Raw genomic sequence first — 14440 nt, forward strand, 5'->3', positions numbered from 1 at the left:
CCCTCGGGTGTCAGGCGTCGCGCCGGGCGGGCACGGCCAGTTCGCGCACGGTGCTGCCGCAGCGGGTCCGCAGGACGACGGACGGGTCGTCGCCGGGCCGGGGCAGTCGGAGGGTGCGCTCCTCCGTCCAGCCGGCGAAGCGGAATTCGCCGCCGCCCAGGTGGACCAGGCCGAGTTCCGGTTCGCCGGGCACGGCCAGGAACAGGTGCTCCCCGCGGCTCAGGACGGTCGCCGGGAGCCTGCGCTGGTGCCGCAGGAAGTCGCCGTCCTCCTCCTCCCGGTCGGTGAATGACTCGGGGACGTCGAACCGGAGGCCGGCCGCGGCCCGCGCGGCGTCGTCGAGCGGGGCGGGCGGCCTGGCGAAGACGATCTCGTCCAGCACCTCCGGGGCACGGAAGGCGGGCGGGAACAGTTCCAGCAGCGCCCGGCTCGGCAGCAGGTCGACCACCAGGTGGACCTGGGTGCCGGCCGCGCCGGGGTTGCACAGCCGGTGGGTGCGGCTGACGTCGCCGAACCAGAGGGTGCCCGGCGGCCAGTGCTGCGGTTCGCCCTCGATGACCAGCCCGGCCCCGGGCAGGGCGGTGACCGGCAGGTACAGCCGCACCGTGCCCCAGGCCAGGCCGTTCTTGGCGTCGCAGTGCGGCGTGCCGAACACCCCGGGCGCCAGCGCCATCAGCCGGACGGCCCGCTTGGCGGCCGGCAGTCCGTCCAGCACCTCGGCGAGGTACGGGGTCTCGTCCAGCCACGGGGTGTCGGCGAAGTCGTCCTGGGCAGGGCCGCCGGCGTCGGTGCGGTCCGGGTCGCCGCCGATGCTGCGCAGCGGCAGGGTCCGCCAGTCCTCGGGGAGGGCGGTGACGGCCTGTGCGGCGTACCGGCGCCGGCGGCGCCAGTGGACGTGCCGGAGCGCGTCCAGGTCGGCGCCCAGCCGGACGACGTCGAAGTCGCCGTCCAGCCGGGCCGAGCGGGGCAGTCGGGAGAAGGCGGGGATGACCATGCTCTGCTGCACGGACGCTGCCTTTCTCGGTCGGTGGCGGGGGGATGGGGGTCTGGAGTGCCGGTCAGGCCCAGCGCGGCGGCGGGGGCTGCCAGTCGGCGCAGAGCGCGAGCAGGTCGCCGGCCTTGCGGACGGGCACCAGCGAGGCGCTCTCCTCGGGCCGCATGAACCCGGCCCGGGCGATGCCCTCGACCGTGCCGAGCAGGCCGTCCCAGTAGCCGTCGGTGTTGAGGACGGTGACCGGCTTGCCGTGGTGGCCGAGGATCAGCCACGCCCAGACCTCGAAGAGCTCCTCGACGGTGCCGAGGCCGCCCGGCAGGGCGACGAAGCAGTCGCCGAGCCGGGCCATCAGGTCCTTGCGCTCGTGCATGGTGTCGACGACGTGCAGTTCGCTGAGGCCGAGGTGGGCGACCTCGGCGTCGTACAGCGAGCGCGGGATGACGCCGGTGACCCGGCCGCCGGTCGCCATCGCGGTGTCGGCGACCACGCCCATCAGCCCGACGCTGCCGCCGCCGTAGACGATCTCGTGCCCGGCCTCGGCGAGTTCGCGGGCGAAGGCGGCGGCCTCCTCGGCGTACACCGCATCCAGGCCGGCCGAGGAGCCGGCGTAGACGGTGACCCGCATTACGGGCTGACCCGGCCGTAGGACTCGAACGCCGCGTGGGTGACCGGCATCAGGGCCTTCCAGGCGTCCTCCATCTGCTCCGCGACGAGCTCGATCTCGCGCTGCGGGTGCGAGGGGTAGGTGGCGTCGGCGCGGTTGGTGCGCAGGCTCAGGAAGTGCATCAGGCCGCGGGAGTTGCAGGTGGCGTACACCGAGGAGTAGGTGGCCACGGGCAGCACCATGCGGGCGATCTCGCGGGCGATGCCGGACTCCAGCATCGCGGTGTACTCCTCGTACGCCTTGGCGTAGACGGCGTGCGCCGAGGTGAGGATCTGCTCGTGGTCCTGGTCGGTGCCCGGGATGTACTGGTAGTGGCCGGGCTTGCCCTTCTGGCGCAGCAGCCGCTCGCCGTCCGGCGCGTAGAAGACCGGGCGCAGCTCGCGGTAGCGGGCGCTCTCCTCGTTGAACGACCAGGTGCGGTGGCGCATCAGGTGCCGGACGGTGAAGATCGGCGCGGTGATCAGGAAGGTCATGTAGTTGTGCTCGAAGGGGCTGCCGTGGCGGCTCTTCATCAGGTAGTTGATGAGGCCGGCGGTGTAGCCCTCGCCCTTGTCCTCGAGCTGGGCGTCCTCGCCGATCGTCGAGACGCGGGCGGCCCGGACGACGCCGGCGTCGCTGGCGCCGTGGTCGACCAGCTCGACGGTGATGTCGCTGCGCAGCTCGACGCCGGGTGCGGCGTCCAGGACGGGGCTCTGCTCACTGACCAACATGGGTGCGGTTCCTATCGGTTGGGTGTGGACGATGCGGTTGGTGCCGGTCAGGCCGTGGCGGCGGCCAGTGGTGCGGGTGCGGCGAGCAGCTGCTCCGCCAGGGCGAGCACGCCGGGGGCGAGCAGGCCGTGGTCGGCGGTCAACTCGCGCAGGGTCGACGCGAGTTCTTCTCTGCGGTCGAACTCGCAGGTGAGCACGGTGTTGGCGTAGGCCTGGCCGTCGATGTGGAACTCGCTGGCGCGGACGAGCTCGAGGCGCTCCCGCAGCAGGGCGGTGAGTTCGGGGGTCGGCCGGCAGATCGGCAGCTGCAGGGCGATCCGGCGGCGCCGGCCGAAGCCGGGCGCCTGCTGCTCCCAGGTGCCCAGCAGCAGTGCCAGCAGGGCGGCGTAGGTGTTGTCGCCGGAGGCGGCGATGGAGAGCGTGGTGGAGCCGGACACCCGCGGGTTGATCTCGATGATCCGGTAGCCGCCGTCTGCGTAGATCATCTCGACCTCGACGGCGCCCTCGATCCCGAGGTCCTCGCACATCCGCAGCAGGCGCTCGGCGACCGGTCGGAAGTCCCGGTCCGGGCCGGGCCGCGGCGCGGTGTACCGGACGGTGTCGAAGACGAACGACGGGGCGCCGCCGGTCGGGCCCTTCCAGATCAGCGGCTGCAGGGCGTAGTGCCCGCGCCGGCCGACCACCTCCACCGAGCACAGCTCGCCGGTGACGCAGGCCTCCAGGACGGTGCTGCCGTCGTACGGGTCGGCGAGGTAGGCGCGCAGCGCCTCGCGGTCCGGCAGGAAGCGGATGCCGGTGGCGAGGCAGTCCCAGAGCGGCTTGGAGAGCAGCGGGTAGCCGATCTCCTCCGCCTTCTCGAGCAGCAGGTCCTGGTAGGCCGGGGCCTGGACGCTGCGGCCGCGCAGCAGGTCGCCGTCGATCAGCAGCCCTCTCGGGGTGTCGAGGCCGTGGGCGGCGAGCAGCTGCTTGGTCTCCCACTTGTTGGCCAGGACGCAGGTGGCGTCCGGGCCGTGCATCACCATCGGGATGCCGCGGGCGGCGAGCTTCTCGCGCACCACGGCGTCGCGCAGCGCGTTCTCGTCGGGGATGGACAGCGAGACGGCGCCGTCCGCGCCCCAGGCGGCGATCCGGTCGGCGATCTCGTCGCAGCTCAGGCCGGGCGGCAGCTTCTCGGCCTCGCCGGGGAAGTCCTCAGGCCCGCAGTCACCGTCCGTGTAGAACAGCTTGAGGGTGAGGCCGGCCTCTGCGGCCGGCCCGGCCAGGTCCTTCACGTAGGGGTCGGTCTGCTGGATCTCGATGGACCGCAGCAGTGCGATGCGGGCCATCTCAGGCCAGCTCGATGCGGACGGCGGCCAGGGCGTCGGCGGCGAGCCGGTTGACCTCCTCGGCGGTGTCGGCCGTCAGGACGAAGTGGCCGATCCGGGAGATGTTGTCCTGCGGGCGGGCGAGCTCCTTGCCGGGCTCGACGTACACCGCGGTCGCGACCGTGGCCGGCCCCTCGGGGAGGTTCTCGACGGCCCGGAAGACGCCGGCCGAGGGCGGGGTGAGGAAGCGGATGGCGGCGGCGCACCGGTGGGTCGGCAGCACGTCGGGGTGCTCGCCCAGCGCGGCCTGGATGTAGGCGCGGGCCTCGCTGACGCCGGTGGCCTGCTGGACCAGCTTGACGATGTGGTCGCCCGGCGGGCGGGCGCCGACCTCGATGATCCGCGCGGTGTTGTCCTCGAGCAGCTTCAGCTCGGTGTGCGCGACGCCGTGGCGGAAGCCCAGTGCGGCCAGGCCCTGTTCGACGGTGGCGAGCACCGCCTCGGTGGCCGCGTCGTCCAGTGCGGCGGGCACGGTGTGGCCGACCTCGGCGCGGGTGGCGTCGTCGGTGGTGAACTTCTCGGTGATCGCCAGGTGGTGGTACTTCTCCTCGAAGACCACCGTCTCGATGCTGAACTCCTTGCCGCCGATGTACTCCTGGATGAGCACGGTGGTCTCGAGCGGCGTGCCGTGCGGGAACTCGTTCGGCCAGCCCTGGGCGAACTCGACCGCCGCGGCGAGCTCCTCCTCGCTGCGCACCACCGAGACGCCGACCGAACCGGCGTTCTCGCAGGGCTTCACCACGACGGGGTACTCGAAGCCGGCCCACTCGACCGCTCCGGGGGCCTCGGCGGCGGTGGCCACCACGGCGGTGCGCGGCGCCGGGACGCCGGCGGCCTCGAAGACCTGCGCCATCACCCGCTTGTTGCGGGCGGCCGAGGCCTTCTCCGGGTCGTGCCCGGGCAGGCCGAGCTCGCCGGCGAGGCGGGTGACCAGCGGGGAGAAGAACTCCCAGCCGGTGACGACGCCGTCGACGCCCTGCTCGCGGGCGAAGTTCAGCAGGTCGCGGACGGCCGTCTCGGTGTTGCCGAGGTCGGTGAAGACCGTGCCGTCGATCTTCTCCTTCAGCTCGGGGCGGTAGTCGCGGTAGAGCTCCTCGTGGGTGGCGACGTGCACCTCGACGCCCAACTCCCGTGCCGCGTCGAGCAGGTCACCGCCGACCATGCCGTTCGCCTCGATCAGCAGCAGTTTCTTCATGGGTGTCCTCCTTGGACGGGCAGCCCCGGCCGGCACCGGGTGCCGCGCGGGCGCCGGTGGGCGGGGTGGGTGTCGGGGTCCGAACGGCGGGGGCGGGGCGGTCGCGGCGGCGGCCGAGGCTGACGACTCGTCAGACCTCGCCGCACTTGGACGCGCGTAGACAAGCACTCGGAAGTGTCGAACTACAGCCCACGGGGCCGTTCAGTTGGGTACGATCGGCTCTGGTCATGAGCGCGACGAGTTTCGCCGCGCCGCGCAGGGGGCGGGCGGCAACACAGGGAGCTGGGATGTGCGGTGTGCCAGGCGGGCGGGGCTGCGCCCGGCGGATCGGCGACCGGCAGATCAGCGTCCGGCCGGATTCGTCGCCGGACTCGGTGCCCGGGGTGCCGGCCCGGCGGAGGGCGTCCGCCCCACAGGCTCCGGCACGATGTCGGCCGCCCCGCTCGGGAGGGCCGGTCGGCGGCGTCTGATCCGCCGCCCGCGGCCGGCCGGGAGGCCTGGCCGCCGAAGGGTCAGTGACCGGCGGGGACGACGTCCCACTCGAGGTCCGCGAGCACCTGGGTGCTCTGTCCGGCGCCCTGGTGGCCGCCGAGGTCGGCGGCTGCCGTCAGGCCCACGAGGGCGGCGGCCGGAACCACGAGCAGGGCGACCCAGCGGCGAAGGTTTGCCGGAGCTTTGCCAACCATCAGTCAACTCCTTATTTCTGGCCTGCAATTGCGAAGGTCTCGCACTGCCTGGGCACAATTCTTGGCCGACCGGCCGAGTCGAGCAAGCGATCAGCTGGCTCATGTTGATGAACAGCATGAACATGAGGGTGGTCATGAACACGGAACACCGGGCCGGGGGCTCCGGCCAGGAGGACGTCCCCCAGCTCAGCCCCGCCGCCGAGCGGCTCTACGTGCGCTCCCTGGGCACCGGCGGACTGCCCAACACCGCACTCACCGGGGAGCCTTCGGAACTCTCGCCGGACGAACAGGCGGCCCGGGAACAGCTGCTCAGACTCGGACTGCTGGCCGCCGACGCCTGCGACCCGACCGTGCTCGTCCCGGTGGACCCGCAGCTCGCCGCCGCCTCCGTCCGCCGGCGGGTGCGCCTCCAGTCCGCCCGCATCGAGGAGTACGGCTCCCGCATGGTCGGCGAGCTGACCAGGCTCTCCCACCTCTACGACCAGTCGTCCTCGGACGGCCCGCAGGCGGCGCCCGTGCAGGACCTGGTCGGCCTGGAGATGATCACCTCAGCCGTCGACGAGGCGATGCGCAACTGCACCCAGGAGGCGCTCACCGCCCAGCCCGGCAACGGCCGCGGCGCGGACGCCCTGGCGCGGGCGCTCGGCAAGGCGGAGGAACTGCTCGCCCGCGGCGCCCACCTGCGCACGCTCTACCAGCACCCGGCCAGGTTCAGCGAGCCGATCAGGGACTACGTGACCAAGGTGAGCTCGCTCGGCGCCGAGGTCCGCACCCTCGACGAACTGCCCAAACGGCTGATGATCTTCGACCGGAGGACGGCCTTCGTCTCCGCCGCCCAGGACAGCCGCCGGGCGGTGCTGGTCCGCCACCCCGCCCTGGTCGCCTTCCTCGCCGACGGCTTCGAACGGGACTGGCGGCGGGCCAGCCCGTACGGCGTCCGCTACCGCGACGGCTCGGCCGGGCGCGGGCTGAACGAGGTCCAGCAGACCATCCTGCGGATGCTCGTGGACGGCGAACCGGACGACGCGATCGCCCGCCGGATGAGCCTCAACGTCCGCACCTGCCGGGCCCACATCGCCAAGATCCTCAAGGCGTACGACGCCCAGAGCCGGGTCCAGATGGCCTACCAGCTGGGCCGCTCGGAGGGCCTCCGCCTCGACGGCCTGCACGCAGACTCCGCCTGAGGTCAGCTGCGTGGGCAACGGGGCAACCCATAGAGGCGCGTGGGGGCGCCTCCCGGCCGAAGGCTGGGGGAGAACTCCACGCGCCCCTATGGGTTGCCGATTTGCGGCTAGTACTCCTCCCAGGGCCGCCGTTCGCCGGGGTGGACGACGGAGGCGAAGTCGTCCGCCAGGGCGGCGATCACCGCGCGGCCCTCGATCCGGGACAGCCACTGCGGCGGCAGCATGCCGTCGCCGTGGTGGGCGCCCAGCAGGTTGCCGCAGATCGCGCCGGTGGAGTCGCTGTCCCCGGAGTGGTTGACCGCCAGCAGGAAGGCGGACTCCACCGGGGTCCGGTGGTGCCAGTGCTCGGTGCGGGCGAGCGCCGCGTAGACGCCGATGGCGAGCGCCTCCTCGGCCGTCCAGCCGCCGCCGAGGCTCTCCACCGTCCGCGGGGTGGCCGGGCCGGCCGCGGCGAGGTCGACGGCCCTGCGCAGCGCGGCGTGGGTCTCCTGGTGGTTGGGGTAGCGGGTGAGCAGCTCCATGGCGTTGCGGACGGCGTCCGGCAGCGACTCGCCGTCGACCAGGCGGCTGATCATGGCTGCGAAGGCGCCGGAGGCGAGCTGGGCGGTCGGGTGGCCGTGGGTGATCCGGGCGCAGCGGGCGGCGAGTTCGAAGGCGTGCAGGTCGCCCTTGCCGGTGATGCCGCGGCCGGTGAAGCCGAAGGGGGCGGAGCGCATCACGGAGCCGCAGCCCTTGGCGTCGGGGTTGACCGGGCCGGGGGTGCCGTCGACGGGGGCGTGCGCGTCGGGGGTGTGGTCCTCCTGGAGGCCGAACTCGCAAGCGCGGCCGGGGGCGCGGCGTGCGTACAGCCACTGTTGTTCGCGCAGGTCGCCCCAGCGGTGCCGGAGGCCGTCTTGGGGCGGCGGGGCGTCGTGCCGCTGGGTGTCCAGCCAGCGCAGGTAGGCGTCCTTGACGATGGCGGTCTCGGCGCCGCTGATGCCCCTGGCCATGATGCGGCGGTAGCCCTGCATCCAGCCCTCGGCGCTGAAGAGGGTCATCTGGGTGTCGTCGGTGATCCGGCCGATCACGCCGTCGCGGTCGGGGACGAGCCCGGTGATGCCGGTCGGGCCGTGTTCGGCCTCGACGGTGACCATGGACTTCATCTCGATCGGGTTGCCGAGGGCGTCCCCGATCGCCCCGCCGAGCAGGCAGCCGCGCAGTCGTGCCCGGTATGCCGCCAGTTCGTGCCATGCCAGCGGTTTCATCCGCGGCCCCCTCCTCCGGATGATCGTTCCGGAGCAAGGGTAGCCGCCGGGGCGGGCACCGCCCCCGCCCGGGCGGGCGGGGGCGGTGCCGGCGGGGGTCAGTCCTGGAAGGTGCGGCCGTCGGCGGCCATCTCGTCCAGGAGTGCGGGCGGGGTGAAGCGCTCGCCGTAGGCGGCGGCCAACTCGCGGGCGCGGGCGGTGAATCCGGCGAGGCCGCCGGGGTAGCCGTTGATGTACTGGAGGACGCCGCCCGTCCAGGCGGGGAAACCGATGCCGAGGATGGAGCCCACGTTGGCGTCGGCGACCGAGGTGAGGACGGACTCCTCGAGGCAGCGGACGGAGTCCAGGGCCTCGGCGAAGAGCATCCGCTCCTTCATGTCCTCGAACGGGATCTGCTTGCCGGGCTGCGTGAAGTGCTCGCGCAGGCCGGGCCACAGCCGGGCGCGCTGCCCGTTCTCGTACTCGTAGAAGCCGGCGCCGCCGCTGCGGCCCTCGCGGCCGAACTCGTCGACCATGCGGTCGATGACGGTGTCGGCGGGGTGCGGCTGCCAGCTGCCGCCGGCCTCCTCGACGGCCCGCCGGGACTCGTTGCGGATCTTGCGGGGCAGGGTGAGGGTGAGCTCGTCCATCAGCGAGAGCACCTTGGCGGGGTAGCCGGCCTGGGCTGCGGCCTGCTCGACGGAGACCGGGTCGAGGCCCTCGCCGACCATCGCCACGCCCTCGTTGATGAACTGTCCGATCACGCGGGAGGTGAAGAAGCCGCGGGAGTCGTTGACCACGATCGGCGTCTTGCGGATCTGCCGGACGAGGTCGAAGGCGCGGGCGAGCGCCTCGTCGCCGGTCTGCGGGCCGCGGATGATCTCGACCAGCGGCATCTTGTCGACCGGCGAGAAGAAGTGCAGGCCGATGAAGTCGGCGGTGCGGTCGACGCCTTCGGCGAGCAGGCCGATCGGCAGGGTGGAGGTGTTGGAGCAGAGCAGGGCGTCGGGGGCGACGACGTCCTGGACCTCCTGGAAGACCTTGTGCTTGAGCTCGGGGTTCTCGAAGACGGCCTCGATGACGGCGTCGCAGCCGGCCAGGTCGGCGGCCTCGGCGGTGGGGGTGATCCGGGCGAGGAACCCCGCCCGCTCGGCCTCGGTGGTGCGGCCGCGGGCGACCGCCTTGTCGAGCAGCGCGGCGGAGTAGGCCTTGCCGCGCTCGGCGGCCTCGACGGTGACGTCCTTGAGCAGCACCTCGATGCCGGCCCTGGCGCAGGAGTACGCGATGCCGGCGCCCATCATGCCGGCGCCCAGCACGGCGACCTTCTCGACCTTCCGCGCGGGGACGCCCTTGGGGCGCCCGGCACCGGAGTTGACGGCCTGCATGTCGAAGAAGAAGGCCTGGATCATGTTCTTGGCGGTCTGGCCGCAGACCAGCTCGGTGAAGTACCGGGCCTCGATCGCCATCGCGGTGTCGACGTCGACCTGGGCGCCCTCCACGGCCGCGGCGAGGATGTTGCGCGGGGCCGGGTAGGGGGCGCCGGCCAGCTGCTTGCGCAGGTTGGCGGGGAAGGCGGGCAGGTTGGCGGCCAGCGCGGGGGTGGCCGGGGTGCCGCCGGGGATCCGGTAGCCCTTGACGTCGAAGCGCTGCACGGACTCCGGGTGGGCGTCCACGAAGGCGCGCGCCTTGGCGAGCAACTCCTCCGGGGTGGCGGCGAGTTCGTCGACCAGGCCGTGCTGCAGGGCCTGCGCGGGGCGGTACTGCTGCCCCTGCAGGAGGACCTTGAGCAGGGCGTCGGTGATGCCGAGCAGCCGCACCGTGCGGACGACTCCGCCGCCGCCGGGCAGCAGGCCGAGGGTGACCTCGGGCAGGCCGATCTTGGTGGCCGGGGTGTCGAGCGCGATCCGGTGGTGGCAGGCGAGGGCGATCTCCAGGCCGCCGCCGAGGGCGGCGCCGTTGATCGCGGCGACGACGGGCTTGCCGAGGGTCTCCAGGGCCCGCAGTGCGCGCTTGATCCGCATGCCGTGCTCGAAGGTCTCGGCGGCCTGGTCGGGGCCGACGGAGGAGAGCATGCGCAGGTCGCCACCGGCGAAGAAGGTCTTCTTGGCGGAGGTGACGATCACGCCACGCACGTCGTCCGCGGCCTTCAGCCGGGCGACGGTGGCGTCGAGGGCCTCGGTGAAGGCCTCGTTCATGGTGTTGACGGACTGGGTGGGGTCGTCGAGGACGAGGGTGACCACGCCGTCCTGGTCCTGCTCCCAGCGGATGGCGGTTGCTTCAGTCATGGGGAAGTCTCTCCAGGGAGTGGGGTGGTCAGATGCGCTCGATCACGGTGGCGACGCCCATGCCGCCGCCCACGCAGAGGGTGGCCAGGCCGTAGCGGAGGTCGCGGCGCTCCAGTTCGTCCACGAGGGTGCCGATGAGCATGGCGCCGGTGGCGCCGAGCGGGTGGCCGAGGGCGATGGCGCCGCCGTTGACGTTGACCTTCTCGTGGCCGAAGCCGAGTTCGCGCATGAAGCGCAGGGCGACGGCGGCGAAGGCCTCGTTGATCTCGACGAGGTCGATGTCCTCGGGGGTGAGCCCGGCCTTGGCGAGGGCCTTGCGGGTGGCGGGGGCGGGGCCGGTGAGCATGATGGTGGGCTCGGAGCCGGAGACCGCGGCGGAGACGATCCGGGCGCGCGGGGTGAGGCCGTACCGCTCGCCGACCTCGCGGGAGCCGATGGCGACCAGCGCGGCGCCGTCGACGATGCCGGAGGAGTTGCCGGCGTGGTGGACGTGGTCGATCTTCTCCACCCAGTGGTACTTCTGCAGGGCGACGGCGTCGAAGCCGCCGGCCTCGCCGATCCCGGCGAAGGAGGGCTTGAGGCCGGCCAGGGTCTCGACGGTGGTGCCGGGGCGGATGAACTCGTCGCGGTCCAGCACGACCAGGCCGTTGCGGTCGCGGACCGGCACCACCGAGCGGTCGAAGTGGCCGTCGGCCTGGGCCTTGGCGGCGCGCGCCTGGGACTCGGCGGCGAAGGCGTCCACGTCGGTGCGGCTGAAGCCCTCGACGGTGGCGATCAGGTCGGCGCCGATGCCCTGCGGGACGAAGCTCGTCTCGTACGCGGTCATCGGGTCCATCGCCCAGGCGCCGCCGTCGGAGCCCATCTTGACCCGGGACATCGACTCGACGCCGCCGGCCAGGATGAGGTCCTCCCAGCCCGAACGGACCTTGGCGGCGGCCAGGTTGACCGCCTCCAGGCCGGAGGCGCAGAAGCGGTTCTCCTGGACGCCGGCCACCGTGTCCGGCAGACCCGCCGCGATGGCGGCGATCCGGGCGATGTCGGAGCCCTGGTCTCCGACCGGGCTGACCACGCCGAGCACGATGTCGTCGATCGCGGCCGGGTCCAGGGTCGGGAAGCGGGCCTGGAGCTCGTGGATCAGGCCGACCACCAGGTCGATCGGCTTGGTGCCGTGCAGGGAGCCGTTGGCCTTGCCGCGCCCGCGCGGGGTGCGGATCGCGTCGTAGACGAACGCTTCAGTGGTCACGGTGGGTGCCTTTCGGTGCATGGGGTCGGCTGGGTCTGGAGTCTTGGCGCGGGCCGGGGTCAACCGAGCAGGGAGCGGCCGATGATCTCCTTCATGATCTCCGTGGTGCCGCCGTAGATGGTCTGGATACGGCCGTCGGTGAACGCCTTCGCCACCGGGTACTCCGTCATGTACCCGTAGCCGCCGTGGAGCTGGAGGCAGCGGTCGGCGGTGCGCTTCTGCAGTTCGGTGGCCCACCACTTGGCCATCGAGGCGTCCACCGGGGTGAGTGCGTGGCGGTTGTGCTCGGTGATGCAGCGGTCGACGAACGTCCGGGTGACCGCGCACTCGGTGGCGAGTTCGGCGATCTCGAAGCGGACGTGCTGCAGCTTGGCGAGCGGCTTGCCGAAGGCGGTGCGCTGCTGGACGTACCGGGTGGTGAGCTCCAGCAGGTGCTCGGCGCCGGCGATCGCGGAGACCGCGATGGTCAGGCGCTCCTGTGCGAGGTTCTGCATCAGGTAGACGAATCCCTGGTTCTCCTCGCCGAGCAGGTTGGCCTTCGGCACCCGCACGTCGTCGAAGAACAGCTCGGCGGTGTCCTGTGACTTCTGGCCGATCTTGTCGAGGTTGCGACCCCGCTCGAAGCCCGGCATGCCGCGCTCGACGACCAGCAGGCTCAGCCCGTGCGCACCGCCCTCCGGGGTGGTGCGGGCCACCACGACCACCAGGTCGGAGATGATCCCGTTGGAGATGAAGGTCTTGGTGCCGTTGAGGACGTAGTGGTCGCCCTCGTCGACGGCGGTGGTGCGGATGCCCTGCAGGTCGGAGCCGGCACCGGGCTCGGTCATCGCGATCGCGGTGACGATCTCGCCGCTGCAGAAGCCGGGCAGCCAGCGCTGCTTCTGCTCCTCGGTGGCGAGCGAGGTCAGGTACGGGCCGATGATGTCGTTGTGCAGGCCGAGCGCCAGCCCGCTCACCCCGGCGCGGGTGAACTCCTCGGCGAGCACCGCCGGGAAGCGGAAGTCCGGGGTGCCGCCGCCGCCGTACTCCTCCGGCACGGCGAGGCCGAGCAGCCCGTGCCGGCCGGCCGCCAGCCAGGCCCCGCGGTCCACGATGCCGGCCTGCTCCCAGCGCTCCTGGTGCGGCAGCACCTCCTTGGCGAGGAAGGCCCGGACGGTCTCCCGGAACGCCTCGTGCTCCTCGGTGTAGATCTCGCGCTGCACCTGCTGCTCCTCGGTGGTCTGGACGGTCGGTGCGGGTCTGGGGTGGTGCGGGCCGGGCTCAGGTCCTCGGGTCGGGGCCCGGCGGGTCGAGGGCGGGGACGTCCCAGTCGCGGGCCACCTCCGCGGTGTGCGCGCCGGGCAGGGCCGGCGGGCGGCGCAGCTGCGCCGGGGTGGCGGAGAACCGGGGTGCGGGGGCGGGCTGGGCCAGCCCGTGGTGCTCGGTGTAGCTCCCGCGGGCCTTCAGCTGGGGGTGGTCGGGGGCCTCGGCGAGGGCGAGGACGGGGGCGGTGCAGGCGTCGGTGCCCTCGAAGACCGCCGTCCAGTCGGCCTGGCTGCGGGTGGCGAAGCGGGCCGCGATCAGCGCGCGGAGCTCGGGCCAGCGGGCGATGTCGTGCTGGGCGGGCGCGTCCTCGGCGAGGCCGAGCAGGCGGGCGAACTCCGCGTAGAACTGCGACTCCAGTGCGCCGACGGCCATGTGCCGGCCGTCGGCGGTGCGGTAGAGGGCGTAGTACGGGGCGCCGCCGTCGAGCAGGTTGGCGCCGCGGGTGTCGTGCCAGTGGCCGGCCGCCTTCAGGCCCCACAGCATGGTGGTCAGGTGCGCGGCGCCGTCCACGATGGCGGCGTCGACGACCTGGCCGGTGCCGGTGGTGCGGGCGTGGTGCAGGGCGGCGAGCAGGCCGACGGCGAGGTAGAGCGATCCGCCGGCGTAGTCGCCGAGCAGGTTGGCGGGGATGCCGGGCGGGCCGCCGGGTTCGCCGGCGACCAGGCCGAGCACGCCGGCGGTGGCGATGTAGCCGATGTCGTGGCCGGCCCGGTCGGCGAGCGGCCCGTCCTGGCCCCAGCCGGTCATCCGGCCGTAGACCAGGGCGGGGTTGCGGGCCAGGCAGGCGGCGGGACCGACGCCGAGCCGTTCGGCGACGCCGGGCCGGTAGCCCTCGACCAGCAGGTCGGCGCGCGCCACCAGGTCGAGCACGGCGGCGGGGCCGCCGGGCGCCTTGAGGTCGACCAGGACGGAGCGCTTGTTGCGGTTGGTGAGGTCGAGCGCCGGCTCGGGGCCGAGCGGGGGCGGCCCGGGCCGGTCGACACGCACGACGTCGGCGCCGAGGTCGGCGAGCAGCATCGCGGCGAACGGACCGGGTCCGATTCCGGCCAGCTCCACCACGCGCACGCCGGCCAGCGGGCCGTGTGCGACCGAGTCCGTCACCGCCGTCCTCCCTTGTTTGACAGTTCAGCTGTCACAGTGGCGATGATAGGCATGTGACCCGCCGGTAACAAGGGGCCGGGGGGTCGCGTCCGGCCAGGTCCCACGGTTGCCAACCGCGCCCGGCGGGCGGATTCTGGGGCTGACGACCGCCGCCAGAGAAGGTGATCCGTATGCACAACCACTGGATCGTCGACCTGAACTTCGAGGAGGACGAGAGCCGGACGAGCTGCACGGCCTCGCTCAGCGGCTTCAGCGCCCCCGGTGTGCGCGGTATCGGCATCGCCCGCCGCAACCCCGACGACTCGCCCGACTCCACGATCGGCGAGGAGCTCGCCGCCGCCCGTGCCTGCTCCAACCTCGCCCACCAGCTCATCGACAAGGCCGCTGCGGGCATCGAGACCCGCACCCACGAGACCGCCCGGCTGACCTTCTGACCGCTTCCACCCGGGCGTCCCCTCCGCCGGTGCCGCCGCCGCTGCGGCCCGG

The 14440-nt window shown here is 72.9% G+C and carries 13 protein-coding genes; 2 read left to right on the forward strand and 11 right to left on the reverse strand.

Annotated elements, in window-relative coordinates:
* Nucleotides 1–10 precede the first annotated feature (10 nt).
* From ACQ614_RS08570 to ACQ614_RS08595, 6 genes are all read right to left on the reverse strand, one after another.
* Nucleotides 11–1006 carry an aspartyl/asparaginyl beta-hydroxylase domain-containing protein gene (locus ACQ614_RS08570; RefSeq protein WP_431677797.1) on the reverse strand — a complete coding sequence of 332 codons (996 nt, stop codon included), beginning with the start codon at nucleotides 1004–1006 and terminating at the stop codon, nucleotides 11–13.
* 52 nt (nucleotides 1007–1058) lie between these two features.
* A complete protein-coding gene (locus ACQ614_RS08575; RefSeq protein ID WP_431677798.1) occupies nucleotides 1059–1619 on the reverse strand; it encodes a TIGR00730 family Rossman fold protein in 561 nt (186 codons plus the stop codon).
* Nucleotides 1619–2368, reverse strand: a complete 750-nt coding sequence (thyX, locus tag ACQ614_RS08580) for an FAD-dependent thymidylate synthase (protein ID WP_431677799.1) — start codon at nucleotides 2366–2368, stop codon at nucleotides 1619–1621. The genes ACQ614_RS08575 and thyX overlap by 1 nt, the downstream gene beginning before the upstream one ends.
* Nucleotides 2369–2415: 47 nt before the next feature.
* A complete protein-coding gene (locus tag ACQ614_RS08585) occupies nucleotides 2416–3693 on the reverse strand; it encodes an ATP-grasp domain-containing protein (protein ID WP_431677800.1) in 1278 nt (425 codons plus the stop codon).
* Between the two features lies 1 nt (nucleotide 3694).
* Nucleotides 3695–4927, reverse strand: coding sequence for an ATP-grasp domain-containing protein (locus ACQ614_RS08590; protein ID WP_431677801.1), 1233 nt, complete (start codon nucleotides 4925–4927; stop codon nucleotides 3695–3697).
* A 512-nt stretch (nucleotides 4928–5439) separates the two neighbouring features.
* Entirely contained in the window at nucleotides 5440–5613 is a 174-nt protein-coding gene (locus tag ACQ614_RS08595; RefSeq protein ID WP_431677803.1) for a hypothetical protein, read from the reverse strand.
* Between the two features lie 134 nt (nucleotides 5614–5747).
* Here ACQ614_RS08595 and ACQ614_RS08600 point away from each other — a divergent pair, with 134 nt between their 5' ends.
* Complete coding sequence (locus tag ACQ614_RS08600) at nucleotides 5748–6797, forward strand: LuxR C-terminal-related transcriptional regulator (protein ID WP_431677804.1); 1050 nt, start codon at nucleotides 5748–5750, stop codon at nucleotides 6795–6797.
* 107 nt (nucleotides 6798–6904) lie between these two features.
* Here ACQ614_RS08600 and ACQ614_RS08605 read toward each other — a convergent pair whose 3' ends face one another.
* From ACQ614_RS08605 to ACQ614_RS08625, 5 genes are all read right to left on the reverse strand, one after another.
* Nucleotides 6905–8041: an ADP-ribosylglycohydrolase family protein gene (locus ACQ614_RS08605; RefSeq protein ID WP_431677805.1), complete on the reverse strand. Its 1137-nt coding sequence runs from the start codon at nucleotides 8039–8041 to the stop codon at nucleotides 6905–6907.
* A gap of 98 nt (nucleotides 8042–8139) precedes the next feature.
* Complete coding sequence (locus ACQ614_RS08610; protein ID WP_431677806.1) at nucleotides 8140–10305, reverse strand: 3-hydroxyacyl-CoA dehydrogenase NAD-binding domain-containing protein; 2166 nt, start codon at nucleotides 10303–10305, stop codon at nucleotides 8140–8142.
* Between the two features lie 28 nt (nucleotides 10306–10333).
* Nucleotides 10334–11548, reverse strand: a complete 1215-nt coding sequence (locus tag ACQ614_RS08615) for an acetyl-CoA C-acetyltransferase (RefSeq protein WP_431677808.1) — start codon at nucleotides 11546–11548, stop codon at nucleotides 10334–10336.
* A 59-nt stretch (nucleotides 11549–11607) separates the two neighbouring features.
* Nucleotides 11608–12750, reverse strand: a complete 1143-nt coding sequence (locus tag ACQ614_RS08620) for an acyl-CoA dehydrogenase family protein (RefSeq protein ID WP_431677809.1) — start codon at nucleotides 12748–12750, stop codon at nucleotides 11608–11610.
* A 58-nt stretch (nucleotides 12751–12808) separates the two neighbouring features.
* The gene (locus ACQ614_RS08625) at nucleotides 12809–13954 is read right to left on the reverse strand and encodes a CaiB/BaiF CoA transferase family protein (protein ID WP_431677811.1); all 1146 of its coding nucleotides are present in this window, start codon (nucleotides 13952–13954) and stop codon (nucleotides 12809–12811) included.
* A 170-nt stretch (nucleotides 13955–14124) separates the two neighbouring features.
* Between ACQ614_RS08625 and ACQ614_RS08630 the strand changes: the two genes are divergently transcribed.
* A complete protein-coding gene (locus ACQ614_RS08630) occupies nucleotides 14125–14388 on the forward strand; it encodes a DUF1876 domain-containing protein (RefSeq protein ID WP_431677813.1) in 264 nt (87 codons plus the stop codon).
* Nucleotides 14389–14440: the final 52 nt, after the last annotated feature.

This window comes from Kitasatospora dryopteridis, from assembly GCF_050749075.1.
Classification (GTDB): domain Bacteria; phylum Actinomycetota; class Actinomycetes; order Streptomycetales; family Streptomycetaceae; genus Kitasatospora.

Bases quoted from the DNA above. Each gene is read 5' to 3' on its own strand.
- ACQ614_RS08575 (WP_431677798.1), bottom strand. From the start codon at position 1,619: ATGCGGGTCACCGTCTACGCCGGCTCCTCGGCCGGCCTGGATGCGGTG.
- thyX (WP_431677799.1), bottom strand. From the start codon at position 2,368: ATGTTGGTCAGTGAGCAGAGCCCCGTCCTGGACGCCGCACCCGGCGTC.
- ACQ614_RS08585 (WP_431677800.1), bottom strand. From the start codon at position 3,693: ATGGCCCGCATCGCACTGCTGCGGTCCATCGAGATCCAGCAGACCGAC.
- ACQ614_RS08590 (WP_431677801.1), bottom strand. From the start codon at position 4,927: ATGAAGAAACTGCTGCTGATCGAGGCGAACGGCATGGTCGGCGGTGAC.
- ACQ614_RS08595 (WP_431677803.1), bottom strand. From the start codon at position 5,613: ATGGTTGGCAAAGCTCCGGCAAACCTTCGCCGCTGGGTCGCCCTGCTC.
- ACQ614_RS08600 (WP_431677804.1), top strand. From the start codon at position 5,748: ATGAACACGGAACACCGGGCCGGGGGCTCCGGCCAGGAGGACGTCCCC.
- ACQ614_RS08605 (WP_431677805.1), bottom strand. From the start codon at position 8,041: ATGAAACCGCTGGCATGGCACGAACTGGCGGCATACCGGGCACGACTG.
- ACQ614_RS08610 (WP_431677806.1), bottom strand. From the start codon at position 10,305: ATGACTGAAGCAACCGCCATCCGCTGGGAGCAGGACCAGGACGGCGTG.
- ACQ614_RS08630 (WP_431677813.1), top strand. From the start codon at position 14,125: ATGCACAACCACTGGATCGTCGACCTGAACTTCGAGGAGGACGAGAGC.